We start from the raw sequence: 24,778 nt of genomic DNA on the forward strand, positions 1-24,778 counted from the left end.
CGATCGCGTTGCGTGTGAACGCCGCCTCGGCTGTCGCCGGGGCGGCTTTCTGTCGTGGCACGGCCGCGCCTGGGAGGCGGAGGAAGGGCGAACGAGGACGAGCCTGAAGGACCGTGAGGGAGGTGCCCTCCGCTGCAGGCGCCCGGAGCCCTCGCCATGTCCTCGATCCGCAGCCTGTCCCTGTTCGCCGAACCCGTCGCCTCGGACGCGCCCGCCAACCGCCTCGCGGCGGCCCGCGCCCTGGCGATCCCGCTGGCGCGCTCGCGACCGCTTGACCGTCGTCTCGTCGCGCAGGTGATGACCACCGCCTTCGGCGCGTCGGACGTCGACGGGGCCTGGTCGTGGCGCGACGCCTATGACGCCATCGAGGCGGCGACCGTGATGCAGATCCGTCGTCTGGCGGCGCAGGTCGGGCGGCTGGAGGACGCGCCGGCCGAGATCGCGGCGCTGCTGGCCGGGGTGTCCGCGCTCGGCCTGACGCACAGCCGGCGCAGCGAGGAACAGGTGGCGCTGGACCAGTTCTCGACACCCCCGGAACTGGCCGCGCTCGTGGTCCTCGCCGCGCAGGTGCGGCCCGGCGACATCGTGCTGGAGCCCTCGGCCGGGACCGGGCTGATGGCGGTGGTCGCCGAGGCGTGCGGGGCGGTCCTGACGCTGAACGAGATCGCGCCTGGCCGGGCGAGCCTGCTCGACGGCCTGTTCCCGGCCGCGACCCGGACGCGGCATGATGGGCGGCACCTCGCGGATGTTCTGGCCGAAGCGGGCCGGTTCGACGTCGTGGTCTGCAATCCCCCCTTTTCCGACCTGCAGAGCCATCTGATCGCCGGCCTGAAGGCGCTGGCCGACGGCGGCCGGATGGCGGCGGTGGTGCCCCTGACGGCGCTGATCGACACCGGGCTGAGAATTGCCCTCGAGGCGCAGGGCACCATCGTCGCCGCGATGGCCTTTCCGTCTCGGGCCTTCGCCCGGCACGGCACGTCGGTGGAGACCGGACTCCTGGTGGTGGACAGGGGACCGGCCAAGGACTGGGATGGAAGCGTCCATCAGCCGGAGGATCTGCCGGCGGCGGCCCTGATCCTTTCGGGAATCGCGCCGAGGCCGACGGCGCGACCGCGCGTTCGGCTGGCGCTGGAGGCCGGGGCCTGGCTCGCGCCGCGCGCGCGCAGTCTCGCCCTGCCGTCCGGCCGACTGGCCTTCCTCGCCGGGGCGACGGCGCTGAACTACCAGACCCGCGCCTGGACCGGAGAGGGGCGCGACGTGGGCCTTTATCAGGCCCACGCCCTGGCGCGGATCGTCCTGTCGGAGCCACGCCCTCACCCGTCGCCGCTGGTGGAGTCCGGCCCCATGGCGTCGGTCCCGCCGCCGGCGCCGACCTACCGTCCGTTCCTGCCCGCGCCCCTTCGCGATGAAGGACGGATTTCCGATGCCCAGACCGAGACGGTCATCTACGCCGGCGAAGCTCACGGCGGGCACCTGCCCGGAGCGTGGCTGCCGGATCAGGCCTCCCACCAGCTGGTACTTGTGCCGGACGATAGGGAGGGCGCGGTTCGACTGCGTCGTGGGTTCTTCCTCGGCGACGGAACGGGCTGCGGCAAGGGTCGCCAGATCGCAGCCGTCATCGCCGACAACATGGCCCAGGGTCGTGTGCGGGCCGTCTGGCTGTCCCGCAACGACGCCCTGCTCGAAGACGCGCGGCGCGACTGGGCGGCGATCGGCGGTGGCGCGCACGACCTCGTGCCGCTCGGCCGCTGGAAGCAGGCGGACGCCATCCGGCTCGACCGCGGCATCCTGTTCACGACCTACGCCACCCTGCGCCAGTCGGCGCGAGGCGGTCGGCCGTCCCGGCTCGACCAGATCGTCGCCTGGCTGGGGGCCGAATTCGACGGCGTGGTCGCCTTCGACGAGGCCCATGCGATGGCCAATGCGGCGGGCGGCGGCAAGGGCGCGCGGGGCGCGAAGAAGGCGTCGCTTCAAGGCATGGCGGGACTGGCGCTCCAGAACCGGCTGCCGGACGCGCGGGTGCTGTATGTCTCAGCGACCGGGGCGACGACGGCCGAGAACCTGGCCTATGCGTCGCGCCTCGGCCTGTGGGGCGGACCCGACGCGCCGTTCATGTCCCGCGCTGACTTCCTGGACGCCATGGACCGGGGCGGGGTGGCGGCGATGGAATTGGTCGCGCGCGAGCTCAAGGCGCTCGGTCTCTATGTGGCCCGCAGCCTGTCGTTCGAGGGCGTGGAGTACGAGCCTCTGATCCACCCACTCGCGGAAGACGACATCGGAATCTGGGACGCCTGGGCCGATGCGTTCCAGCTGATCCACGCCAATCTGGCCGAGGCGCTGAAGGCCGTCGGGATCAGCGATGACGAGGGCAAGCCGAGGAGCCCGCAGGCGGCGGGCGCGGTTCACTCCGCATTCGAGGGGGCCAAGTTGCGGTTCTTCGGTCATCTGCTGGCTGGCCTGAAGGCCCCCAGCCTGATCGCCGCGATCCGCTACGATCTCGCCCATGAGCGATCCTCGGTGGTCCAGATCGTCTCGACCAATGAGGCGGTGATGGAGCGCAGGCTGGCCTCGGTCCCGCCCGAGGAGTGGAACAACCTGTCGATCGACCTCACACCTCGCGAATACGTCCTCGACTATCTGCGCGAGGCCTTCCCCATCCAGCTGCTGGAGGCGATCGAGGGCGAGGACGGGGAGGTGACGATGGTTCCGGTCATGGACGATGGCCGGCCCGTGGTCAGCCAGGACGCCCTGGTCCGTCGCGAAGCCCTGATCGAGCGGATGGCCTGTCTTCCGGCCGTCCCGGGCGTGCTCGACGCCCTGCTGGAGGCGTTCGGTACCGATGCCGTGGCCGAGATCACGGGCCGGGCCCGCCGGGTGGTCGCGCGGGACGGACGCCGCGTGGTCGAGCGGCGCGGCGCGTCCGCCGCCCGCGCCGAAACCGACGCCTTCATGGGCATGCGCAAGCGGGTGCTGATCTTCTCGGACGCGGGCGGGACAGGGCGGAGCTATCACGCCGACCTGGCGGCGGCGAATCGGCAACGACGCGTCCACTACCTGGTCGAGCCCGGCTGGCGGGCCGACGCGGCCATCCAGGGCCTGGGTCGCAGTCACCGGACCCATCAGGCCTCCGCGCCGCTCTTTCGGCCCGTCACGACCGACATCCAGGGCGAGAAACGGTTCACCTCGACCATCGCGCGGCGGCTGGACTCCCTCGGCGCGCTGACGCGCGGGGAGCGCCGGACGGCCGGTGCCGGGTTGTTCCGGGCTGAGGACAATCTGGAAAGCCCTTGGGCTCGCCGGGCCCTGCTGGTCTTTTACGGAGCGCTGATGTTCGGAGAACTGGCCTCAATGACCCTGGAGACCTTCATGGCCAAGACCGGCCTGAAACTGCTCGATGCCGAGGGCGGCATGAAACCGTCCGACGACCTGCCGCCGATCCACACCTTCCTGAACCGGCTGCTGGCGCTGCGGATCGCCGACCAGAACGCCCTGTTCGATGACTTCGACCGCATCCTGACCGGCATCCTCGAGCGTGCCGCCGCGTCCGGAGAGCTGGACCGAGGGCTGGAGGACATCGAGGCCGAGGAACTGGAGGTGCTGGATCAGGTGATCATCCGGACCGACGTCGCCACCGGAGCCGAGACCGCGCTGGTCACCTTCAGGCTGAAGGTCCGGCGAGAGATCCTGACGTCGGACGACGCCCTGGCCTGGACCGGGACGGTCGCCCATTCCCTGGTCGTCAACGAGAAGTCCGGTCGAGCCGCCATCGCCGAACTGGGCCTGACCACGGCGACCGACGAAGACCGACTGGTCGCGGCCATCCGGCTCGTCCGGCCCGACGCGCACCAGACGATGCCGGAGAAGGTCTTCGCGGAATCCGCCTGGAAACCGGTCGTGACCGTCGACTGGCGCGCGGTCTGGGATGCGGAGGTCGCCGCCACCGACCCGTGGCGCACGCGCGACCTGACGCTGGCGACGGGGCTGCTTCTCCCGATCTGGGGCAAGCTGCCCGCGCGCGGCTGTTCGGTTCGGCGCGTGCGCGCGCCGGACGGTCGGCGCTGGCTCGGGCGGGTGCTGGACGAAACCCAGGTCCGGACGCTGAAGACGGCCCTGGGTCTGACCGCGATCGGCGCGGGCTGGGCCGACGGGGCGAAGACAGCCTCGACGCTGCTGGACCGGAATGTCCAGCTCTCACTGGAGGGCGGCCTGTGGTTGAAGCGGGCGCGGGTGATGGACCGTTGGCGGATCGAGGTGGTCGGCGGCCGGACGGACCGCGACGCCCTGATCGCGCTCGGCTGCTTCGTCGAGATCATCGCCTGGGCGCCGCGGGTGTTCGTGCCGGTCGATCGCCCGGAGATCGTGGAGGCGGTGCTGCGTCGCCATCCCGTCCAGATGGTCCTCGACGGCGCGGCGGCTTGAACGGTCCGGGGGGGGGGGCGGAGGCCCCGCCCGGTCGAGGGAGGTCGGGAGGAAGGGAGGCCCCGGGTGAAGCAGGATGGGAGATCGGCTCCCGGGCGCTTCAGATCCACAGGAGACGGATATGCAGACCATGGTGTTCACTGGCCGACTGGCGGCCGACCCTCAAATCAGCGAGGACTTCGCCAAGGCGGTGTTCCGGCTGATCGAGAAACGCGGCGTGGACGGAAACGGGAAGGACCGGCTCGTCGGCGTCAACTGCGTGAGCTGGTCCAAGGGCCTCAACGAGAAGGTCATCGCCCGCGGGCTGGCCCAAGGCTGCGAGGCCGTGGTCGTCGGGGCCTTCATCGACACCGCCTATACCGCCCGCGACGGCACCGAACGGACCGCCAAGGAGCTGGTGATCAACCGGCTGACCGTCCTGGACTGGGCCGAAGATCGCGACGCCGAGACCCAGGACGAAGGCGCGTCCGACCGCGCCGCCGCCTGACCCCTCAACCTCATCTCATCACAAGGAGACTGACCATGCAGACCCTCGTCCTGGAAGGCTATCTGGCCGCCGACCCCTCCATCCTATCCGCGCAGGCCACGGGCAAGAAGCGCGCGAGCTTTCGTGTTCTGGAGACCACCCGCTTCCGCCGCGCCGACGGCACGCCCGGCGAGCGCACCACCGGCTTCAACTGTATCTGCTTCAGCGAGGCCACAACCGAGAAATACATCGAGGCCTTCGCCCGGAAAGGCAGTCGCGTCGTGATCCAGGGCCATGTCGAGAATGACAGCTGGACCGGCAAGAACGGGGTCGAGCACTACGACCTGCGGGTCGTGGTGGCCGACATCCGGCTGAAGAACCGCCGCGATCGGACGACGACCGACGACGAAGCCGGTGATAAGCCTGTCGACCGGCAGGTCCAGGAGCCCGCCAGCGGCTATGATCTGAACGACGACATCCCGTTCTGATCATCGAGATCGACAGGCACGGTCCGGCGCTCGCGCGCCGGGCCGTTTCTGCGTGTGGTCCGGGAGCGAAGGCGGAGGGAGGGCGAACCGGGCGAGCCGATCAGGCTCGATCAGCCGGAGACAGACCCATGACCGCCTCACCCTGGACAGACGACAGGATCGACCGATTGAAAGCCCTGTGGCGGGAGGGCCGGACGGCTGAGGCCATCTCTCTGGACCTCGGCTCGGGGATCAGCCGGAACGCGGTGCTCGGGAAGGTCCATCGCCTCGGGCTGTCGGCCGGTGGCCATGGCGCCACGCCGGTCATCAAGACCCTGGTCTCAAAAAGACCGACGCGATCCGCCCCGAAGCCGACGGTGAAATCGCTATGTCTCGCACCCGTCGAACACCCTGAGTTCGACGTTCCCGCCGAGGGGCTCACCACGATCCTGTCCGTTCGACGCCTGGAGTGCCGTTGGCCATATGGCGAGCCGAAGGATCACGACTTCAAGCTCTGTGGACGACGTGTGGAGCGAGGCTCTTTCTGCGGCGCCCATGCCGGCATCGGATACCGACAGTCTCCGGGTGGACGGCAGGCGCTGATGGCGCTCGCGGGGCTGGCGTGATGACAGACCCCCGCACGAACCAAGGCCTCACGGCTCTGACGGCGATCTATGCTCAGGGTCGGGCGGCCCATCACGTCGGTCTTGCCTTCGAGACCTGCCCGCCTCGCTTTGAGGACCATGATCGAGCGGACTGGCAGCGCGGTTGGCTGGGTGGTGCCGCGGAATGGGCGGCAGCTTATCGGCAAAGCTGGCCGGACGACCTTGGACTTTGATCGATGCTTGGAAACGGACGCCCGACGATGGGCTGCCTGAGAAATGCGCGAACCACGGCGATCCAGATGGGATCGCCGTTTTTCTTTTGTGGCGCTGCGCGCGTGTCGGGAGGCTCTTTATCAGCAAAGCAGAACGGAGGCTGATCAGCCGACCGAAAATGCGGTGGTGCCTCGACCAGGCACGCAGGGCGATCGGTCATGTTGATGACGAAGTCTGGCAGCTCAGGCGCCGGTGTGGCGTCGGCGGCGTGGCCGCCGACGGTCGGACCGAAGATCGATGCCTCGCTGTTCGTATCGGCGCGACGGCGCCGAACGGTGTCCTCGCCCCGAAGGCGGGTCGAGGACTTGCCCCCACACAACGCCCTCCGATTTTGTCACGGCACCCCGGAAGTCAACGGCTGCGCCGTTCCCCTGCGCGGCCCGCGAAGGGCGGGCCGCTCCGGTGACTGCCGGGGACCCCGCCGTGGCCAAAACCGGGGTCGTTGCGCATGGGGCGCTCGACATTTCAGAATACGGAATGACACCATGCAAACCTACTCATCCCCCTTCTCCGCTAAATCCGACTCCGCCTTCGATGACCTGACCGGTTCGCTGGGCGATCATCGTCCGCATCCGACCGAGGACGCCCTGATCCAGCTCGGGCGAGCGCTCATGACCGAGCTTCTGGACGTGATCGGCGACACCGCGCTGGAGGATTATCAGACGATCCTGGGTGAGGGACTGATCGGTGCCTTTCACTCGATCGCGAACCGGATCGAACGCGACGCGGACCGGGCGCGGGACACGATGCGTTCGCTCGACCGCGACTTCGACGGATCGGAGGCTGCGGACACCGAGCTTCAGGAGGCGACGGCCAAGGCGCGAGCCGGCGACGCGGCGACGCAGGCAGCCGAGCTTATCCGGGACGCGGCGGCCGAAACCTGGACGGTCGCGACCGGGGAGGTCTGGACGGCCTGGCGGGGATCGCGGCGGGGCACGCATCTGACGGCGGCCCAGCTGGAGGCGAAGACGGCGATCCGGGCGATCCGGAAACGACGGGACGGAGAAGCCGATCCGGGTGGAACGATCGTCGCCTTCCGAGGCGCGCCGACGGCAGACACCCAGGGCGACGCGGGCCGGATTTTCGATGCCTTGAACTGGGCCCTGAAGCAGTGGCCGGACATGGCGCTCGCGACGACCGGGGCGAAGGGCTCCGAGAAGCTGGCGATCAAATGGGCCGGTCAGAAGGGGGTGAAGCTGATCCTCGCCCGGGCGGATTTCGAAACGCACGGCAAGGCCGCTCCCTTCCGGGCGAACGACGAACTGATCGCGCTCGAGCCAGCCTGCTGCCTCACCCTGGTGCATTCGGTGGATCGGGCGAGGTCGGAAGACCAACGGCCGTTCGGACCGGCGGCGAACTTCGGTCAGAAGGCGATGGAGTCCGGGCTTCGGCACGTGCCGATCAAGGCGAAGGCGGCCTGATCGATCGAGACTGGATGACAGACCCGCTCGGCTTCGGCCGGGCGGGTTTTCGTTCGTCGTCCGGCGGCGTGCTGCAATCTGGTCGTCTAATTTCTTGGGCGGCCTGTTCGATTGAGCGCGTGTTGATGACTGTTGATCCGATGCGCGAGCATTTGCGGGCGACGTCTGGAAATCCGCGAAAAGGGCTGGAGGGCAAGATAAAAGGGTGTGTCGGGCGGGTCTCGTTTCTCTTATACTTTCAGCCTCTTGGGAGCCGTCGTTTTCGGTCGAGATGACTTGGAATGAGTTGTCGGCCGCCGGCGTCCGGGTGACGGGATTGGAGCCATCGTCATGCTCATTCGCGAGGCCATGGAGACCCGGTTGTCGGCGGGCGGCGACCATGCGCGGCAGGACGTCAACCTCCGGCTTCCCCTGCGCCTGAAGGTCGAGCGTGACCCCGTCCGCACCGGGATGATGAAGCGTCTGGCCAGCTCCCGGATGTTCGCCCTCGGAGATCGAACGGGGGTGCTCCGCGCGGCCCAGAACCGATCGGGCCGCGCCTTTCGCCTGGATGTCCGCCAGCGGGTCATCGTCAAGGCCATGGTGTCTCGCCACACGGGCAAGGGCGCCGACCGGGCGGCGGCCCTGGCCTCGCATGTCGCCTACCTGGGCCGAGCCGGCGCCGGGATCGAGGGTGAGAGGCCGCAGTTCTTCGACCGCGAAGGGGAGGGGTCGGAGCTGACCGCCGTCACGAAGGCATGGAACGGGGACCGGCACCATTTTCGCTTCATCGTTTCGCCAGAGCACGGGGACCGGATCGACGACATGAAAGCCTATGTGCGCGAGGTCATGGGGCGGGTGTCGGCCGATCTCGGCGAACCCGGACTGAACTGGATCGCGACCTGCCATTACGACACCGACCAGCCGCACGCCCATGTCCTGGTGCGCGGGCGGCGCGCCGACGGTCGCGACCTGGTCATTCCGCGCGACTACATGGGTTACGGCTTCCGGGCGCGGGCCCAGGAGGTCGCGCAGGAGCGGCTGGGCGACCTGTCGCGGGTGGACGCCGAGAAGCGGGTCTGGCGCGAGACCACGGCGGATCGGTTCACAGCCTTCGACCGCCGGCTGCTGGGGGCGATGGGCGCCGATAGTCTGGTCGATGACGGCGTCGGCGGGACGGACGCCTGGACGGCGCTCACGCGCGGTCGGCTGCGCCATCTCGAGGGGCTTGGGCTCGCCGTTCGGACTGGGCGGCGCTACCGGCTCGACGGGGAGATGGAGACGAAACTCCGGACGCTTCAGGTGCGGAGAGATGTCATCCGAACCCTGAACCAGCGGCAACTCGAGGGGGCCAAGGACGTGCGGCCGCTTGGGCATGCGCCGGTGAGGGGCAGGGTGGTCAAGACCGGCTTTCACGACGAAGCTGGCGCGATGCCGTTCGTGATCGTTCGGGACCGGGACGGGACCGAACACTATGGCCGCCTCAGGGCCGGCGCGGCCCGCGTCGAGGCCGGGCGAACGGTCGTCCTGGCTCCGACCGGCAACGGCCTGGCGCAGGTGGTCCAAGGGCGCGGCGCGGCTCTGGAGCGCTGATCGGGCCAGCTATCGTGGGGCCTGGTCGGCCTTCTTCGCCGGCCGGGGTCTGCGGGGCGCGGGGGCCTTCGACGTCGAGGGGGGAGACTGCGCCGGGGGCGTCGCGGCGCCTTCGGATTCAACGGCGGGTTTGGCTTCCGGGGCGGCGTCCCACTGTGTCTTGGGCGGTTCGTCGAGGCTGTGCCGGGCTTCGGCCTCCTTCGCCGCGACCAGCGCCTGTTCCAGCGCTTCCCGCTCGGCCTTGGTCATCCGGTCGATCTCGACCGGGGTGACGGCCGCCGCCGCCTTAGCGTCGAAATAGAGGGCGAGCGCGACGTTCTTCACGTTCTCGGCCTCCAGCACCATGAAGGGGATTGGATCCCGCCGGGGAACCTTGGTGCGCTTCACTTCTGTCGCCTGGAGATCGATCACGAAGGCCTGCACATCGCGCAGGGTCGCGGAGAGGAATTTGCCGGAGGCCTCCTGTCGCAGGTCCAGCAGGGTGCCCTCGTAGCCGAGCGAGAGATGATCGTGGGTGACATCGGTCACGACGAAGGCGTTGATCGCGTGGTAGCGCGTCGGGGCGCGATTCGTCAGCTCGTCGGTCCAGCCGTAGAAGAACGACTGGAAGGAACGATAACCGGACGCGACCTTCATGCCGCCCCAGCCCAGTCCGAACCCCAACAGAGCGACGAGCGCCAGGTGCAGCAGCGCGATCATGAGGGAGACGCCGGGCGCGCCCATGGCCGCTGTCGGGTCGATCAGGGTGACGTAGGGGTTCGGCTGGAAGACCACGGGAATGCAGCGGACTGCCGAGCAGACGCTTTCCTGGATCGCGTAGGGGATGGAGGACAGGCCGTGGGCCAGCAGGGCTCCGACGGTCACGAGCGCCAAGGCGAGGAGGGAGCCCGGCGCGGCAGGCGCGGGCCGGAAGGGGCGTCTCAGGCCGGTGAAATAGACCCCGGCGAAGGCCCCGAACCCGGGGGCCAGCAGGAAGAGGGCGGTTAGGAGGTTCAGACCCGCGTTCAAGCGGCCCGGTCTCGTCGCAGACGCTTCAGCGCTTCATCGACCGCCTTGTCGTCCATATCGACCACGAAGACACCGTCACGCGTCACGCGCGATTTTTCGCGGACGTTCGACCAGCTGCCATGGGAACGAACCAGCTTCTGGGCGGTCTCGAGCGATTCGGGCGAGTTCACCTTCATGACGCCAATATGGGTGATTTCCGCGATCTCGCCAAGGACCTCCATCTCAATGGCCGTCGGCGGTATCCTAGGATGCTAGGCGATCAATGTTTCCGTGGCAGTGTCATATGAAGTCTGAAAGCCGCAGCAATCCTTTCCCACCGGCATGGTCTCGGATTTACTCCCTGAGGAGATCGACCGCTCTCACACCGAGCGCTCCTGCTATCCGTTCAACGACCTTGAGGGTTGGATTGCGCTTCCCGCGCTGCAACTCACCTACGTAGCTGTACGAAAGTCCGACCTCATTGGCTAAGCCTTCTATGGTCATGCCCTTCTCCGCCCTTACGCGACGGACATTCTTCCCAAAGATTTGAGCTAACTTCATGAGCGCAACCGCGCGTGAAGCTCATTCGCGAACCAGTCACGATAGTAACCATTCGGCCAACATGCCCAGGTTCGTGCTCAGCGGAAGGTTCAACTGTGCTTGCAGGCCTAGCGATCCTTGTCGACTGACGAAGTTCGGGAAGTTAGATGAGCAACTCTGCAGGGGAGACGCCTAAAACCTCAGCGAACCGTCCAATGACGCGAAGGCTCGGATTCCGTTTGCCGCGCTCCAGCTCGCCTACGTAGCTGTAGGAGAGGCAGACTTCGTCTGCCAGCGTCTCAATCGTGAGGCCCTTTCCCTGGCGGATCAGACGCACGTTCCGACCGAAGGTTTGCGCCAGCTTCATTGAAGCAAGCGGCGTGAAATCGACAATTTGAACCAGTCACTATAGTGACCATTCGTCCTGTGGGTTACGCTGATTTGGCTGCATCGATTTGGTGGATGCAGCGGGCAGGAGCGGAAGGCGGAGTGTGGCTAACGGGGCGGATAGCTTTGCCGGAGGAAAATTCACCGGGATCAGCGCGCTGCACCGACGCTATGATCGCTGGCTGACGGCAGCCCTTCGCCGGCGATTTGGTTGCCAGGACAGTGACGACCTCGCGCAGGACACTTGGTTGCGTCTCGCTTCGATCGAAAACCCTGCTGAGCTTCGGCATCCGAAAGCGTTCTTATTGCGGGTCGCTATGAACCTAGCGGCAAATCGTCATCACAGACGCAGATTGAGGGTGAGAGCCGAGGGGCTGGCCGCCCCTCTAGATCGGTTCGAGGCGGACCAGGCTGACCGTGTATTGCTCACGCAGATTGTCCTCAGCTTGCCAGAACCCCTTCGCGATGTCTTCTTGTTGTCTCGCCTCGACGGTCTGACCAACGCCCAGATCGGCGAGAGACTGGGGATCTCCCCAAAGACCGTGGAGTGGCGCATGACCCGGGCCCTGGCCCACTGCGCCGCTCAGCTCCGGCGCTAGAATGGGGCGAGATATGTCCAACCCGAATGTGCGGGTTGAAGCGGCGGAGAAAGAGGCGGCCGACTGGCACGCCCGCCTCGGCACGACCGTCGTTGCGACCAAGACCATCGAGGACTTCTTCGAGTGGCGATCCAGGCCCGGCAACGCCGACGCCTACCGGCGCGTCGAGCTGGTCTGGAAGCAGGGCAGGGGCCTTGGCGCGGATCCAGACATCGCCGCCGCTCTCGAAGGCGCGCGCCAAAGGGGACATCGACGCCTGGCGCCAGGACGGCGATCCGTGATCTTCGGAGGGCTGGCCATCGCTACCGCCATCGCCCTGGTGATCGGCGGGGCCTTCTGGTGGAATGGGCGCGGCGTGTACGAAACCAGCGTGGGCGAACAGCGGGTGGTGCAACTCGCGGACGGATCCAGCGTCAGCCTCGACACCGATTCCCGGATACATGTCCGGTTCGAGAACGGTGAACGCAGGATCGATCTGGACCAGGGCCAGGCCCTGTTCGACGTCGCCCACGACGCGGGCAGACCATTCGTCGTCCACGCCGCCGGGACCCGGATCACCGCCGTCGGCACCGTCTTTGACGTCCGTCGCACCGGCCCGAGGGTCGATGTCACCCTCGTCTCCGGCGTGGTCGATGTGGTCGCGGCGGACGTCGCGGCTCCGCCGCGCCGCATGGCGGCCGGTCAGAAGACGCAGGTGTCCGCCCGTGGCGTCACGACGAGAGACGTGAACACCGCCGCCGAGACCAGCTGGACCACAGGACGGCTGATCTTCACGGACGTGCCCCTCGAGGAGGCCGTCTCTGAAGTGAACCGTTATCTGACCGCCAAGATCGAGATCGACGATCCCGCCATCCGCGCGGTCGCGGTCAACGGCGTGTTCCGGACAGGAGACCGCGACGCCTTCGTGGCCGCATCGTCCGATGTGATGGGATTGGACGCCGTTCCGAAGGCCGACGGGTCGATCGGTCTGTCGAGACGTGAAAATAATCCGGGTACGGCTCCGGGGTAACCCGGGGTCTCGACGGTCTCTTCCTTTGACGCCGCGGGGCGCCGAGGGGAAAACCGAACCAATGAGCCGTATCCACCTGCTATCCGGCGTCGCCGCCGTCGCCTGCTTTGCCGTCGTCAGCACGAGCGCGTGCGCCCAGTCGGCGCGGGAGTTCAACATCCCGGCCGGGCCGATGCGCGGCGCCCTGACCGCCTTCGCCACCCAGTCCGATCAGCAGATCTTCTTCACCTCCGAACTGGTCGAAGGCCTGCGGTCGCCGGGGGTGAGCGGGCGGCTTGAGCCGACGGCCGCGTTGGATCGGTTGCTTCAAGGATCCGGACTGACCTGGACGCAGAGCCGACCGCGCGTGTTCGCGCTTCAGCGGACCCGGTTGGCGGCAGGGGAGGGCGAGGCGACCGAGATCGACGACGTCGTGGTGACCGGGACGCTTCTGAGGTCGTCAGGCGACCTCGCATCGCCCGTCGTGATGCTCGATCGGGATGCGCTGGATCGTCGAGGCTTCGGCACCGTCGCCGAAGCGCTCACCACCCTGCCGCAAAACTACGCCGGGTCGGCCACGCCCATCGTCCAGACGATGAACTCGGACCTCGGCGCCTCGAACAACGTCTATGCCACGGGGGTGAACCTCCGCGGGCTGGGTCCCGCTTCCACCCTTGTGCTCGTCAACGGTCGGCGTCTCGCAGGGACCGGGTCGCGGGCCGAGTTCACGGACGTCTCGGCCCTGCCGTCCGCTGCGGTCGAGCGGGTGGACGTTCTGCTCGACGGCGCCTCCGCCCTCTATGGAGCGGATGCAATCGCCGGGGTGGTCAACGTGATCATGCGGCGGTCGTTCGATGGGCATGAGACCCGCCTGCGCGCGTCCGCAGCCAGGGGAGGGGCCGAGGATCTGATCGTGTCCCATCTCGCGGGCCACAGTTGGTCCACGGGCTCGGCCTACCTCTCGTACGAATACCAGACCACGAATGGTCTGAACTCGGCCGATCGGCCGTACACCGCGGACGGCGATCTCCGCCCCTTCGGTGGAACCGACCGCCGGACATTCTACAGCGCGCCCGGGAACATTGTGGCGTTCGATGCGGCGACGGCGGCCTATGTCACGCGGTATGCCATCCGGCCAAACGCAAGCGGAACAGCTCAAGGCCCCGCGGATTTCGCCGCAGGGGACGTCAACCTCCAGTCCACCGCCTTGGGCGCCGATCTTCTGCCCTCGGTGGAGAGGCACAGTGTCTACGGTCGCCTCAGCCAAGGCTTGGGGGACCGTTTCGAGATAACCGGGGACATCCGGTACAATCATCGCAGCAACGAGCTCGCCACGGCGGCGAACGCCGGGATTTTCACGGTTGGCCGTGCGAACCCGTGGTTCGTGTCTCCGACGGGAGCGCCGTCCCACACCATCGCCTACTCCTTCTACCGCGACCTTGGCGCCTCACGCACCCAGGCGACGTCGGAGAGCCTCGGGGTCACGATCGGCGCCCGATACGATCTCTCCGCGGAGTGGACGTTGGAGGGGTACGTTTCCGGCGCGGAGGAGCGGGCGGATTTCGGCGCCACGAACCGGGTGAACAGCCGGTTCCTGGCCGAGGCGCTCGGCAACATCCCCGATGATCCGGCGACGTCCTTCCGGGCGGCCGTGGACGGCTACTTCAACATGTTCGGAAACGGAGCGGCGAACAGCCGCGCCGTTCTGGATTTCATCGGCGGCGGCTACAGCGAGGTCCACAATCGCAGCCGGGCCACCTCGGCGAACATCCTCGCCCAGGGTCCGGTGCTGCGTCTGCCGGGCGGGGATCTGGAGATCGCGATCGGGTCCCAGGCGCGAGACGAGAGCTTCGAGACCGAAGGGGTCCTCCTTCTGTCGACGGCGTCGCCGATCCGCATGTTCACCCCCAAGCGCGAGCGGTCGATCACGGCCGTGTTCGCGGAAGCCCGCATTCCCATCATTGGAGAGGCCAACGCCCGCCCGGGCATTCGCGCCCTGGACATATCCCTGGCCACGCGCTTCGAAGAGTACAGCGACTTCGGATCGACCACCAATCCCAAGATCGGGCTGATCTGGTCGCCGCTCGAGGGTCTCGGGGTTCGAGCCTCCTGGGGCACGTCGTTTCGGGCCGGAGCCCTGCCTCAGCTGTTCGACCAGGGCGGCGTCTCCCCGACTTTCCTGACCCGTGCTGACGGATCGCGGGCCCTGACGCTGTTCCTGTCCGGGGGCAACCCGGATCTTGCGCCCGAGACCGCGGAGACCTTGACGCTCGGCTTCGACTACCGCCCACGGCGCGGTGTCGCGTTCAGCTTCAACTATTTCGACACGCAGTTCTCCGACCGGATCGCCCGGCCCGTGAACGAGAACGCCTTCGCGGCCCTGACGGACCCGAACCTGTCGAGCTTCGTCCGGTTCATCAGTCCCGCCACCAACCCTGCGGACCTGGCGCTCATCGAGAGCTACGCTGATCGACCGGGCTTCTCGACCCTCTATCCGACCAACACCTACGCCGCCATCGTCGACTCACGATGGGTCAACACGGGCGCGGTGCGGATCCGGGGGCTGGACGTCTCGGCACGCCACGGCTGGCCCCTCTACGACGGCTTGCTGAGCCTTGACGCCTCGGCGTCCTACGTCCTGGACTACGAGACGCAATCGACGCCGACAGCGCCGGTGCGGTCTGTCGCCGGGCTGCTCGGCTATCCCGTGGAGCTTCGCGCGCGCACGGGGGCGGTATGGTCACGCGGCGCCTTCGACGTCGGCGTCCATTGGTCCCACGTGAATGGCTACGAGGATCGCCTCGGCACGCAGATCGAAGCCTGGGACACGCTCGACGCCCAACTTAACTGGTCGCCCGTCGCCTTCCCGGGACTGAGGGTGATGCTGAGCGCGGACAACCTGCTGGACGAGACGCCGCCCTTCTATGACGGGCCAACCGGTTATGGCTTCGATCCCGGCCAGGCCAGCCTCCTGGGTCGCGTCGTCTCCCTTCAGCTGACCCGCCGCTGGTGAGGCCGGATCATGCGAGGAACGATCCGAGCCCTTGTCGGGGCGTTGATGGCGCTCGCCTGTCTGGCGTCAGCCGCCCAGGCGGAAGACGCGGTTTCCGGTCGGCCGGTCACGATCGACGATATCGTCGAACTGGAGGCCTTCGGACGCGCCGCCATCTCTCCCGACGGCCGTTGGGCGGTCTATGAGAAACGGGGAGCTTACGACACAGCCACCCGCTTCGATCTCGCAGCACGGGCGCCATGGACCATCATGGACCTCTGGCTGGTCGATCTGTCCGCGCCCGACCAGGAGCCTCAGCGACTGCTGCCGGAAGAGGGGTTGGGTCTTCAGGTCGTCGCCTGGTCTCCCGACGGCGGTCGGCTGCTGATCTCACGGCTTCGCGGCGACGAGTACGAGTTCGGCGTGGTGACGATAGCCGACCGATCTGTGATCTGGACAGGCCTGACCCCGGAGACTCCCCCGGAGGGGGCGTCCGCCGAATGGGTTTCGGCGCACGAGGTTGTCGTCCTGACGCGACCGGACCGGTCCCTGCCGGTTCTGATCCGCCGGTTCAGCGGAGCACAGGCCCGAATGACCGAAGCCTGGCGACGGAGCGCGCTCGGGCGGGAACCCTCCAGGACCCTGATCGACGCCCGCGACGGCGTGGTTCGGCCGGAAACGCCGGACGAAGGGCAGGCTCTGGTAGAGCTGGACCTGGAGACTGGGCGACGGAGGCGGCTGGCGGAAGGTCGGATCAGCGATTTCGCAGTCGCGCCGGATGGCAGCGCTGTCGCCGTCGTGCAAGCGACCGACCGGCCCACCGTCCTAGGCGCCCCGCGGGTTCAGCTCGAGGGCGACGAGCGACAGACCCTGGTCCTCATCGGACTGGACGGCGATCGTCGGACAGAGGTCACCGGCGATTGGGATGTCGCCTCGAACCTCCTGCGCTGGTCCCCCGACTCCCGAGCGGTCCTGATCTGGGCGCGAAGAGATGGCGCGGACTGGACGGCCGGCCGGCTGCTCATCGCAGGCTTCGATGATGTGGCTGTTCCGGATCTCGGCGATCTGACGCCTGGAACCGCCGAGGCGATCGTCGCTGGCGTCCGCGCGGACTGGCTTGGCGACGCGCCCGTGATCTACGCCCGCCCAAGAGCCGGCGCCCGATTCGACTGGGCCGCGGTGGGAACCGGAGCGGCGCCGAGGGCCTTGACGGCGACGCTGGCGACTGCGCCGCCGCGCCTAGCCGCGACCTCGGCCGAGGCCCTGCTGGTCGTCGCCGACGGCGCCGTCTGGCGGGTCCAGAGGGACGGTACGCCGGAGCGGACGTCCGGGCGAACCGCCTTTCAGGAAGCGATTCCGAGCGACGCGGAGCGGGTCGGCCGGTTCCGCGGCAACGACGCGCCTCGGCGGAGCTGGGCGGCGGTGCTGGACGCTGACGGAGAGAGCTTCGTGGCGGAGAGGGGCGGGGTCCGCAGTATCGGCGCCGGCGCGGACGCCCGACCTCGTGTCCTGGCCGTCTCCGGCGACGCGGCCCTCGTACTCGAGCGGGTCGGGCTCGCGGAGACCTTGATGGTCCGCCAGGGCGGCGACGCTTGGGCGATCGATGCAGTCAACACCGACAAGCGGGACATCCGCCTGATCGAACCCATGGCCATCTCCCATCTCGACAACGAGGGTCGTGCGACACGAAGCTGGCTCTACCTGCCGCCGGGTCCGATCCGGGGACTGATCGTGCGCGTCTATCCTGGAGCGGCGGACAGCTTCGTCTGGTGGGATCCCCTGACCCTGACCTATGGGACGCGGTCCACCGTCCTCGCGGCCGCGGGATTTGCGGTGCTCAGTCCGTCCATGAACGTCGACGCCTCGCCGGGGGAGCGGGGCGACCTCTACGTCCGGGCCGTCGATCTGGCCGTCGACGCCGCCCTGGCGGCTCATCCCGAGCTCCCGTCCGGACGGATGGCGATCTATGGCCACAGCTTCGGCGGCTACGCGACGCTGGAAATCGCCACTCGCTCGAACCGCTACCAGTCCTACATCGCCTCCGCCTCGCTCTCGGACTTCCCGGGTCATTGGGGCGGGTTCGCGCCGACGGCCCGAATCCAGCCTGAAGACAGGATGTCGTTGCAGTCGGGTCAGGCCTTTACCGAGGCGGGACAGGGTGGCTTTGGCGTGCCGCCGTGGCTGGATCTCGATGCTTACCTCCAGTCCAGCCCGTATCTGCGGGCGGATCGCGTGACGGCGCCGGTCCTTCTATTGACGGCCGACCTCGATTTCGTGCCGCCGACCCAAGCCGAGCAGATGTTCAGCGCCCTGGCCCGGGAGGGCAAGACGGCCCGGATCGTCACCTTCTGGGGCGAACATCACCATGCTTGGAGCCCGGCAAACATCCGAGAGCGCTATCGGCTGATCTTCGACTGGCTCGATGAGACCCTGCCCAGCGATGGCGTCACAACGGCGGCTTCAGCCGGGCCTCCCACCGGCGCACCCAGCTCTCAAAAGCCGCCGCCACCATGATTGTCGAGTAGCGTCCGCCCCACACAAGCGCCTCGCGGGAGAGGGCACGGTCGGCAGCCTCGGGGTCGATCACCTTCAGCGCAGCCAGTCGGCCCTCGATCAGCCAGGGCCTCAGGACGTCTAGTCCGTCCAGGATCATCCGGCCATAGATGCGCGTCATGTCGCCCTTCGATCGACGGTCGATGATCTGGGCGGGCAAACGATCCCTGAACGCCCGGCGGGCCAGACCGCGCTCTCGCCCGCCTGCTGTGAGCAGCACTGTCGGCAAAGCGAGGCAGGCCTCGATGACAGGCTGGGCGCAGAGTGGGTGTCTCACGTCGATACGTGCGGTCAGCTCCGAAGGACCGTGGCGTGCGACGTTGTCGACGACGCCGGCGAGATGCATCGCCTTGGCCGGCCCGAACTCATCCCAGCCTTCGAGCCACGGGTGGCGCGGGCCGGCGCCGGAGAGCGCCGGCAGCATGGGGTGATCCCGGCGGGGCGCCGGATGCGGCGCGCGTCGGCGGCGGCGCGCGTCGGCGATCATCGTCCAGACGGAGATTTCGTTGGAGGCGGCCAGTTCGACGACATCCGGGGCGAACAGGTCGCGCCAGGGGCGAGCGCGCCAACGATCCACGAAGACATCCATCGTCGCGCGCTGAAACAGGACGGAGTCTCCGCCTGCGCCGGTCATCAGGCCGACGATCCCGGCGCCTTCCAGGCGGCGCGCCCAGTCCAGATCATGAGGGCGGTCAAGCGCGGTGAGGCCGGGACGGAAGCCCGGCGACAGCGCTTCCAGCCAGACCTGCGCTAGCGGCTCGGCCGCGTGAGGCACGCAGTGAGGCGCAATGCCGAGCGTATTCGCAAGGGCCTCGACGTAGGTCCGCTCGTCCGCCTCCGGCGCGGCGCCGAAGGCGTTGAGCCACATCGCCACCCCGTTCGGAGCACCGGTCACAAGGCTGGCGGCGACGATGCTGGAATCCAGACCGCCGGAGACCTCGGCTGCGAGAGGGGACGATACGCCCGCCAGGCCCGCCGTAGCTTCGTCGACCGCGGACCTGAGCTGGTCCGCCGCGTCATCCAGATTGGGGGCGCGACCCAGGCTGCGTCGGGCGAAGTCGGCGGGCGTCCAGAGCTCGTCTGGCGGCCGGTCGGACGACAGGTCCAGCACCGATCCGGGTTCAAGTGCAATCGGGCCGTCCAGCAAGAGGGCGCCTGTCGCCGGAACCGGGTCGCGCAAGGCCTCGGCGATCCGTCTGACGTTCAGCCGCCATGCGGGCCGGAGACGCCTCAGAACAAAGTCTTCGGCGGCGCCGCAAACGACCGCCAGGCCATCCTGGCGCCAGGTCACGCATTCCAGCGCGCCCGAGGGATCTCTAAGGACGGCGGCAAGCTGGTCGCCGGCTCCGAAGCGCACACCCACGTAGCGCCCCCAGCACCGAGCCATCAGCTTTCGCTCATAGTCCCAAGGATCGTCCAATCGAGGCGATGGAAGCACAGGCGATCGTCGATTGAAGACGTCGCCGATCAGTGTCCACCCCCCGACGTCGATCCGTCGAGGGACGCCCGGTCCCCGGACGGCAAGCCAGGCGTGGGCGTTGAGTTCGACAACAGAGAACCCAAGGCTGCGGGCGTCCTCTTCCAGTGCGCGGGACAGCGCCGCGGCCTGGTCATCGGTCTGACGGCGGCTGACGACAAGAAAGCGTCCCACTGTCAGGCCCTCATGATCGGGGTGTAGCGATTGACCCGGTCCAGCCGATCTCCGACCACGAGGTCGCCGATCTGCAGCCAGCAATGGGCGGAGAACGGCCACGTCCGAACCCCGAAGATCCAGTCGGTCCGCACACCGCGCCCCGCCAGGAAGGCGCGAAGAAGATAGGCGCGTTGCAGGCATTCGCCCTCATTCGGAACCCAGGGGCGCGCCGTCCGGGCAGCGCCCAGCAGCAATCCGAGCGCGGCGACGTCCGCGTCTTCCGACGCGTGCGCCGAGGAAGCCGGGGGATGCAGAAGTTCCGAGAAGGATTTGCGGCGGAAGGCGAGCGTGGCCGTGAGCAGGATGATCGCCGCCCTGAGAACGTCGGAGCGCGTCGGCGTGGCGGACGGCGTGACTTCGCGCCGCGCCGGGATGATGACGGGGCGGGTCAGTTTGCAGGGTGAGCGTGAGGCAAAGGATGCGCCAAGCAGGCTTTCAGCGACCTCTTCGTCGGCCGCCAGGATTGCGCCGGCCGGACCGACAGAGAGATGGGCGTTCGCTTCCAGCAGGCAGCTGTACCGATCCGCCGCGACGTCGAGCACGATGATGTCCTCGTCGAGCGCCGCGAGATGGATGTGCGATGGGCACCAAAGCCTGACCATCCGGCAGCTCCTGTGGCTCGATGCGGCCGGTGGAAACGCCGCAAATCCTGGTTTCGCAGTGAGGCTCCGATCCCCGCCCGTCGGCAAGCGGACGACCGCTGCGCGGCCGCCCGCGAGGCCGTCAGCCTGCCGGCGGATACAGGCTGTCGGCGATATGCACTTCGTTGTAGTCGCCCGGGATGCCGTCGCGGGTCAGCGCCTTGGCGCTGCCGAAGCTGATGAGGCGAAGTTTGAGGTTTTTCATGACTTGATGTTCCTTGCCGTGGCCGAAATCCGGCCGGTGAAACGAGGCCTGCGAATGCGGCGGACGACCGCGGACGGCCTTCCGCGACGCCTTCAGCCGGCGGGCGGATAGAGGCTGTCGGCGATCTTCACCTCGTTGAACTCAGTGCCCATGCCGTCGCGGGTCAGCGCCTTGGCGCTGCCGAAGCTGACGAGGCGCAGTTTGGTCGTCTTCATCTCGGTCTCTCCTTGGTTGATCGCCACGGGCGTGGCCAAGGCAATGAGCGCTCGCGTGAAGCATTCGCCAAACTATATCCGAAGTATATTTCTCAGCGGCCGGGCTTCGGTCGAACGGACGACAGATCGGCGACGCCGCGTTTCAGCCATCGCGTCGCCAATTGCTGTTCATCACTATGGGCGACAAGATCGTCAAACATGTCGCAGACTGTTGCGATGACGGCCCGGGCCTCAAGGTGATAAATCCGGTCGCCCAGGACGTGATCGAACCTTTGGGAACCGACGGTCAGGATCGTGATCAGCTTGTTGTCGGCGCACCGTGGCGCCAGTTCGGGCGAGCCGATCGCGACCGCCATGATGATGGCGTAGGGATCGCTGTTCGTGGCGATGGCGAAGCGGTGGACGTAGTCGATATTGAGGCGACTGCCTCCGGCCTCGAACCGTTCGTAGGTTCGCAAGGCCATCCGCATGGCCGAGGCGACCTCGGCGGCGGTCATGCCGCGATGCCTGCGAACCAGCTTCAGGGCCAGAGAGAGCAGGTCGTTGTCGCGTTTGGCCTCCACGGGCGAGGAACTCACCGGCACAACCTTTCCGCCCTTTCAGGAAATTGAACCGCCAAGATGATCGGCGATAACGAATCCGGCCACCCCAAAAATTCTCCGGAACGCCTGAATTCTCGCGATTCCCGCCGCTTTGTGGCGGGTTGACCGTCGATTTCAGGCGGTTAGGGATCGGATCAACCTGCAACCTGTTGGCGAGCGATCAGGACTCGTCCACCGGTGAGTCTGTTGGACCCGGAGACCGTCATGGCCAAGAGTCGCGACCCGTTCTTCCTGGCCTTGGACCGCATCCGGGACCGGGTCCAGGCGGGCGGCTACGCCTCCGGACGGCCAATCGTGATTGTCGAGGAAGCCCGGGGGCTTGGCGTCTCCACCACGCCCGTGCGTGAGGCCCTGTCCTGGCTGTGCGGGGAGGGTCTGATCGAACGCGGCCCGTCTGGCGGCTTCCTCGCCGTTCAACTGGACGCCGGGGCGGTGCGCGACCGATACGGCTTTCGCCTGACATGCCTCCTGGCCGGGCTCGATCTGACGACCGGCTTGCCGACCTATGGGCGGACGCCTCGTCGGGATGGCGCGCCCGTCCTCGAGCTGCACGGCCTGTTCGACGGGCTGGTTCGCCGAACCGGCAACACCGCGCTGATGGACGCCTATGACCGGGTCGGCGGCCAGCTCCTCCAGCTTCGGGACGCCGAGCGCCGGTTGTTCGCGGACATCGACGCTGAGGCCGATCGCCTGTTGGCTGCCGCCTCCGCCAACGGAAACGGCGATCTGCGTGAAGCGCTTCGGGCCTATCATGACCGTCGCGCCGGGGCGGCGGCGATCCTGTCGCTGGAGGTCGCGCGTCAACTGACCACCGGTGGAGCGGGAGCGGATCACCCATGATCGCGCGGCTGGTCTTGCTCGGCCTGGGTCTGCTGGCCGGTCTCCAGATGGCCACCCAGGTGTTCGCGTGGACCTATGGGTTCGATCCCATTCTGGGGTCCGGTCTGCCGTTGCATGGGGAGGCCTGGGCCTATCCGCCCTGGCGCATTCTCGTCTGGCGCAGGGCGTTCGGCGAGGCGCAGCCCGAGGCCTTTTCCTCCAGCGCCCTGCTGATCATGCTGGGCGCGATGGCCGGGCTGGGGGTCGGCGCCCTGACGCGCGGTGATGCAGGTCGTCGTCGCATCCGCGGCTGGGGCGGCATGGCCGAGGCCCGCAAGGCCGGCCTGCGCGCCGGGGCCGGATGCGCGCTCGGTCTGATGGAGGGCAGACTTCTCGCCACAGTCGACATGCGTCCGACCCTGGTCACGGGCGGCACGCGGTCAGGAAAGGGCAGGGGCCATGTGACCCCGACGCTCCTGCTCTGGAGCGAGAGCGTCCTGGTCCATGATCCCAAGAAGGAGCTTTGGCGCGTGACGGCCGGCTGGCGGTCCCGCTTTTCCCACGCCCTGTATTTCGATCCGCGCGATCCCGCCTCGGCGCGCTGGAATCCCCTTTCGGAAATCCGGCCCGGCCCCGGCGAACTGGCCCAGGTCCAGAGGCTGGTCTCGATCCTGTCCGACCCGGGCGGCGTCCGCGACGACGAGGCCATCTGGGACAAGGCCGCGTCCGAGATCCTGGAGGCGGTGATCCTCCACGTCCTCTACACGGCTGACGACGCCGACAAGACCCTCCTGACGGTCCGCGAATTGCTCGCCGACCTCGACGACACGGCCGATGTGATGGTCAAGACCCTGCATCGCGCCGGCCCCGACGGGAAGGCAGAGACCCACCCCTTCGTCCGCACGGCGGTCAAGGGCTATGCGGCCATGCATGACCGCTTCCGCACCTCGGTCCAGGGCACGGCGCGGTCCTACCTCAAATGGCTGGCCGGCGACGACCTCGAACGGGCCCTCTCCACATCCGACTTCGCCTTGGGCGATCTGACGAGCGCGCAGGCCCCGGTGTCGCTCTATGTCCAGGTCGCGCCGGCGGACGCGGCGGCCCTGCGGCCGCTGGTGCGGCTGCTGTTCTACGCCGCCGCCCAGGCCCTGACCGTCCATGAGACCGAGGATGCCGTCGGACGGCCGAAGCGGCACCGCCTGCTGATGCTGATGGACGAGTTTCCTCTGCTGGGCCGCGTCAGCTTCTTCGAGAAATCCCTGCGGCTGCTGAGCGGTTATGGGGTCAAGGTGATGTTCGTGGCCCAGTCGCTGAACGACATCGTCGAGACCTACGGGCCCAACAGCACCATCCTCGACAACTGCGCAGTTTACACCGCCTTCTCGGCCCTCGATCCCCTGACGCAGGACAAGGTCTCCAAACTGACCGGGACCATCGGCGAGACCCGGGAAAGCCGCAGCACACCCGCCGGCTTCGCGTCGGGACGGAGCACTGTCTCGCGATCGCAAACCGATCGGCCCCTGCTCGAACCGGGCGAAGTGCGGGCGCTGCCCGACGATCTACAGCTGATCTTCGTCGCCGGCCAGCGACCCTTGCGCACCCGCAAGCTCCAGTACGATCGGCGCAGGCCCTTCCGCGAACGGGCGGATGCCCCGCCGCCGGATCAGGCGGTGCGGATCGACGCTCCGCCGCCGTCGCCCCATCCGTGGGCGGGGCGACGCAGTCTCGGCGAGGACTCCGAGGCCACCCTGCCGCTGTTCAAGGAGATCGTCGCGGCCATGGACGACAAGAAGGTCGCGGCCCGCGCCGCCGATATCTACGGGCGGGTCGCGCAGGAGATGGCCGCGCAGGACGCCGCTCTCGACCACTTGAAAGGACAGGCCGATGGCTAGACGCGCGTCCGTGCAGAGCTGCCGCGTGCAGGTCTATCTCAATGATCCCAAGGTCATCGCCAGTCTCGGGCGCGAGGCCCGGTCCGGCAAGGTCTCCGTCAGCCAGGCCGCCGGCCACGCCATCGCCCGTGGGCTGCAGAACAGTCCGCGCGCCGATCCGGAGGACCGGCTCCAGACGCTCGAGCAGTCCTTGAGGGGACATATGCGCTCGACGCGCCAGGACATGCAGATCATCCAGGAACTGGTGGTCGAGGTCGCCAGGGCGCTCTTCGTTCGACTGCCCGATGCGGTCCACGATCAGGATCCGACCGTACAGGCCGCCGTCGATCGTCGCATCGAGCGGATGCTCGACGATACGGCGGCGCGGATCGTGTCTGGGCGACCTGATCGCCTTGAGGCGCAGCGTGCGCCGGAAGACCGCTCGTTCGGTTCGGCGAACTGA

The 24,778-nt window shown here is 67.9% G+C and carries 22 protein-coding genes; 13 read left to right on the top strand and 9 right to left on the bottom strand.

The window, feature by feature from the left end:
* The first annotated feature begins 156 nt into the window (after positions 1–156).
* From ABN401_RS03360 to ABN401_RS03385, 6 genes are all read left to right on the top strand, one after another.
* Entirely contained in the window at positions 157–4,419 is a 4,263-nt protein-coding gene (locus ABN401_RS03360) for a strawberry notch-like NTP hydrolase domain-containing protein (RefSeq protein ID WP_349683423.1), read from the top strand.
* Between the two features lie 121 nt (positions 4,420–4,540).
* Positions 4,541–4,906 carry a single-stranded DNA-binding protein gene (locus ABN401_RS03365; protein ID WP_349683424.1) on the top strand — a complete coding sequence of 122 codons (366 nt, stop codon included), beginning with the start codon at positions 4,541–4,543 and terminating at the stop codon, positions 4,904–4,906.
* 35 nt (positions 4,907–4,941) lie between these two features.
* Positions 4,942–5,373 (top strand): single-stranded DNA-binding protein, encoded by a 432-nt coding sequence (locus tag ABN401_RS03370; RefSeq protein ID WP_349683425.1) that lies wholly within the window; start codon positions 4,942–4,944, stop codon positions 5,371–5,373.
* A gap of 128 nt (positions 5,374–5,501) precedes the next feature.
* Positions 5,502–5,978, top strand: a complete 477-nt coding sequence (locus tag ABN401_RS03375; RefSeq protein ID WP_349683426.1) for a GcrA family cell cycle regulator — start codon at positions 5,502–5,504, stop codon at positions 5,976–5,978.
* A 737-nt stretch (positions 5,979–6,715) separates the two neighbouring features.
* Positions 6,716–7,651, top strand: a complete 936-nt coding sequence (locus ABN401_RS03380; protein WP_349683427.1) for a DUF2493 domain-containing protein — start codon at positions 6,716–6,718, stop codon at positions 7,649–7,651.
* A gap of 330 nt (positions 7,652–7,981) precedes the next feature.
* A complete protein-coding gene (locus ABN401_RS03385) occupies positions 7,982–9,223 on the top strand; it encodes a DUF3363 domain-containing protein (RefSeq protein WP_349683428.1) in 1,242 nt (413 codons plus the stop codon).
* A 9-nt stretch (positions 9,224–9,232) separates the two neighbouring features.
* On the opposite strand, the gene ABN401_RS03390 is transcribed toward ABN401_RS03385, so the two are convergent.
* The 4 genes from ABN401_RS03390 to ABN401_RS03405 form a co-directional block, all read right to left on the bottom strand.
* On the bottom strand, positions 9,233–10,231 hold the full coding sequence (locus tag ABN401_RS03390; protein ID WP_349683429.1) for a hypothetical protein: 999 nt from the start codon (positions 10,229–10,231) through the stop codon (positions 9,233–9,235).
* Positions 10,228–10,452 carry a hypothetical protein gene (locus ABN401_RS03395; RefSeq protein WP_349683430.1) on the bottom strand — a complete coding sequence of 75 codons (225 nt, stop codon included), beginning with the start codon at positions 10,450–10,452 and terminating at the stop codon, positions 10,228–10,230. The genes ABN401_RS03390 and ABN401_RS03395 overlap by 4 nt, the downstream gene beginning before the upstream one ends.
* A gap of 112 nt (positions 10,453–10,564) precedes the next feature.
* Positions 10,565–10,771 (bottom strand): helix-turn-helix domain-containing protein, encoded by a 207-nt coding sequence (locus ABN401_RS03400; protein WP_349683431.1) that lies wholly within the window; start codon positions 10,769–10,771, stop codon positions 10,565–10,567.
* 142 nt (positions 10,772–10,913) lie between these two features.
* Complete coding sequence (locus ABN401_RS03405) at positions 10,914–11,117, bottom strand: helix-turn-helix domain-containing protein (RefSeq protein ID WP_349683432.1); 204 nt, start codon at positions 11,115–11,117, stop codon at positions 10,914–10,916.
* 124 nt (positions 11,118–11,241) lie between these two features.
* Between ABN401_RS03405 and ABN401_RS16310 the strand changes: the two genes are divergently transcribed.
* The 4 genes from ABN401_RS16310 to ABN401_RS03420 all read left to right on the top strand — a co-directional run bounded on the left by ABN401_RS16310 (position 11,242) and on the right by ABN401_RS03420 (position 18,230).
* Complete coding sequence (locus tag ABN401_RS16310; RefSeq protein ID WP_432763515.1) at positions 11,242–11,736, top strand: RNA polymerase sigma factor; 495 nt, start codon at positions 11,242–11,244, stop codon at positions 11,734–11,736.
* A gap of 13 nt (positions 11,737–11,749) precedes the next feature.
* Positions 11,750–12,745 (top strand): FecR family protein, encoded by a 996-nt coding sequence (locus tag ABN401_RS03410; protein WP_349683433.1) that lies wholly within the window; start codon positions 11,750–11,752, stop codon positions 12,743–12,745.
* Positions 12,746–12,806: 61 nt separating this feature from the next.
* Positions 12,807–15,737, top strand: a complete 2,931-nt coding sequence (locus ABN401_RS03415; protein ID WP_349683434.1) for a TonB-dependent receptor domain-containing protein — start codon at positions 12,807–12,809, stop codon at positions 15,735–15,737.
* 9 nt (positions 15,738–15,746) lie between these two features.
* Positions 15,747–18,230, top strand: a complete 2,484-nt coding sequence (locus ABN401_RS03420; RefSeq protein ID WP_349683435.1) for a S9 family peptidase — start codon at positions 15,747–15,749, stop codon at positions 18,228–18,230.
* Here ABN401_RS03420 and ABN401_RS03425 read toward each other — a convergent pair.
* From ABN401_RS03425 to ABN401_RS03445, 5 genes are all read right to left on the bottom strand, one after another.
* On the bottom strand, positions 18,163–19,656 hold the full coding sequence (locus ABN401_RS03425; RefSeq protein ID WP_349683436.1) for an asparagine synthase-related protein: 1,494 nt from the start codon (positions 19,654–19,656) through the stop codon (positions 18,163–18,165). The genes ABN401_RS03420 and ABN401_RS03425 overlap by 68 nt on opposite strands.
* 266 nt (positions 19,657–19,922) lie before the next feature.
* Positions 19,923–20,564, bottom strand: a complete 642-nt coding sequence (locus ABN401_RS03430; RefSeq protein ID WP_349683437.1) for a lasso peptide biosynthesis B2 protein — start codon at positions 20,562–20,564, stop codon at positions 19,923–19,925.
* Positions 20,565–20,685: 121 nt separating this feature from the next.
* Positions 20,686–20,808: a hypothetical protein gene (locus ABN401_RS03435; protein ID WP_268865007.1), complete on the bottom strand. Its 123-nt coding sequence runs from the start codon at positions 20,806–20,808 to the stop codon at positions 20,686–20,688.
* 92 nt (positions 20,809–20,900) lie between these two features.
* Entirely contained in the window at positions 20,901–21,023 is a 123-nt protein-coding gene (locus ABN401_RS03440; protein ID WP_268865008.1) for a hypothetical protein, read from the bottom strand.
* A gap of 92 nt (positions 21,024–21,115) precedes the next feature.
* Positions 21,116–21,601, bottom strand: coding sequence for a helix-turn-helix domain-containing protein (locus ABN401_RS03445; protein WP_349683438.1), 486 nt, complete (start codon positions 21,599–21,601; stop codon positions 21,116–21,118).
* A gap of 228 nt (positions 21,602–21,829) precedes the next feature.
* Between ABN401_RS03445 and ABN401_RS03450 the strand changes: the two genes are divergently transcribed.
* The 3 genes from ABN401_RS03450 to ABN401_RS03460 are packed head-to-tail and all read left to right on the top strand — an operon-like array spanning position 21,830 to position 24,778.
* The gene (locus ABN401_RS03450) at positions 21,830–22,465 is read left to right on the top strand and encodes a GntR family transcriptional regulator (protein ID WP_349683439.1); all 636 of its coding nucleotides are present in this window, start codon (positions 21,830–21,832) and stop codon (positions 22,463–22,465) included.
* Positions 22,462–24,336, top strand: a complete 1,875-nt coding sequence (locus tag ABN401_RS03455) for a type IV secretory system conjugative DNA transfer family protein (RefSeq protein ID WP_349683440.1) — start codon at positions 22,462–22,464, stop codon at positions 24,334–24,336. The genes ABN401_RS03450 and ABN401_RS03455 overlap by 4 nt, the downstream gene beginning before the upstream one ends.
* Entirely contained in the window at positions 24,329–24,778 is a 450-nt protein-coding gene (locus ABN401_RS03460) for a hypothetical protein (protein ID WP_349683441.1), read from the top strand. The genes ABN401_RS03455 and ABN401_RS03460 overlap by 8 nt, the downstream gene beginning before the upstream one ends.

It is taken from the genome of Brevundimonas aurifodinae (genome assembly GCF_040195595.1).
GTDB classification, from domain to species: domain Bacteria; phylum Pseudomonadota; class Alphaproteobacteria; order Caulobacterales; family Caulobacteraceae; genus Brevundimonas; species Brevundimonas aurifodinae.

What these genes read in the sequence shown, in the direction of transcription:
- ABN401_RS03360 (WP_349683423.1), top strand. Translation starts at nt 157, where the DNA reads ATGTCCTCGATCCGCAGCCTGTCCCTGTTCGCCGAACCCGTCGCCTCG.
- ABN401_RS03365 (WP_349683424.1), top strand. Translation starts at nt 4,541, where the DNA reads ATGCAGACCATGGTGTTCACTGGCCGACTGGCGGCCGACCCTCAAATC.
- ABN401_RS03370 (WP_349683425.1), top strand. Translation starts at nt 4,942, where the DNA reads ATGCAGACCCTCGTCCTGGAAGGCTATCTGGCCGCCGACCCCTCCATC.
- ABN401_RS03375 (WP_349683426.1), top strand. Translation starts at nt 5,502, where the DNA reads ATGACCGCCTCACCCTGGACAGACGACAGGATCGACCGATTGAAAGCC.
- ABN401_RS03380 (WP_349683427.1), top strand. Translation starts at nt 6,716, where the DNA reads ATGCAAACCTACTCATCCCCCTTCTCCGCTAAATCCGACTCCGCCTTC.
- ABN401_RS03385 (WP_349683428.1), top strand. Translation starts at nt 7,982, where the DNA reads ATGCTCATTCGCGAGGCCATGGAGACCCGGTTGTCGGCGGGCGGCGAC.
- ABN401_RS03395 (WP_349683430.1), bottom strand. Translation starts at nt 10,452, where the DNA reads ATGGAGGTCCTTGGCGAGATCGCGGAAATCACCCATATTGGCGTCATG.
- ABN401_RS03400 (WP_349683431.1), bottom strand. Translation starts at nt 10,771, where the DNA reads ATGAAGTTAGCTCAAATCTTTGGGAAGAATGTCCGTCGCGTAAGGGCG.
- ABN401_RS03405 (WP_349683432.1), bottom strand. Translation starts at nt 11,117, where the DNA reads ATGAAGCTGGCGCAAACCTTCGGTCGGAACGTGCGTCTGATCCGCCAG.
- ABN401_RS03410 (WP_349683433.1), top strand. Translation starts at nt 11,750, where the DNA reads ATGTCCAACCCGAATGTGCGGGTTGAAGCGGCGGAGAAAGAGGCGGCC.
- ABN401_RS03415 (WP_349683434.1), top strand. Translation starts at nt 12,807, where the DNA reads ATGAGCCGTATCCACCTGCTATCCGGCGTCGCCGCCGTCGCCTGCTTT.
- ABN401_RS03420 (WP_349683435.1), top strand. Translation starts at nt 15,747, where the DNA reads ATGCGAGGAACGATCCGAGCCCTTGTCGGGGCGTTGATGGCGCTCGCC.
- ABN401_RS03425 (WP_349683436.1), bottom strand. Translation starts at nt 19,656, where the DNA reads ATGGCTCGGTGCTGGGGGCGCTACGTGGGTGTGCGCTTCGGAGCCGGC.
- ABN401_RS03430 (WP_349683437.1), bottom strand. Translation starts at nt 20,564, where the DNA reads ATGGTCAGGCTTTGGTGCCCATCGCACATCCATCTCGCGGCGCTCGAC.
- ABN401_RS03435 (WP_268865007.1), bottom strand. Translation starts at nt 20,808, where the DNA reads ATGAAAAACCTCAAACTTCGCCTCATCAGCTTCGGCAGCGCCAAGGCG.
- ABN401_RS03440 (WP_268865008.1), bottom strand. Translation starts at nt 21,023, where the DNA reads ATGAAGACGACCAAACTGCGCCTCGTCAGCTTCGGCAGCGCCAAGGCG.
- ABN401_RS03450 (WP_349683439.1), top strand. Translation starts at nt 21,830, where the DNA reads ATGGCCAAGAGTCGCGACCCGTTCTTCCTGGCCTTGGACCGCATCCGG.
- ABN401_RS03455 (WP_349683440.1), top strand. Translation starts at nt 22,462, where the DNA reads ATGATCGCGCGGCTGGTCTTGCTCGGCCTGGGTCTGCTGGCCGGTCTC.
- ABN401_RS03460 (WP_349683441.1), top strand. Translation starts at nt 24,329, where the DNA reads ATGGCTAGACGCGCGTCCGTGCAGAGCTGCCGCGTGCAGGTCTATCTC.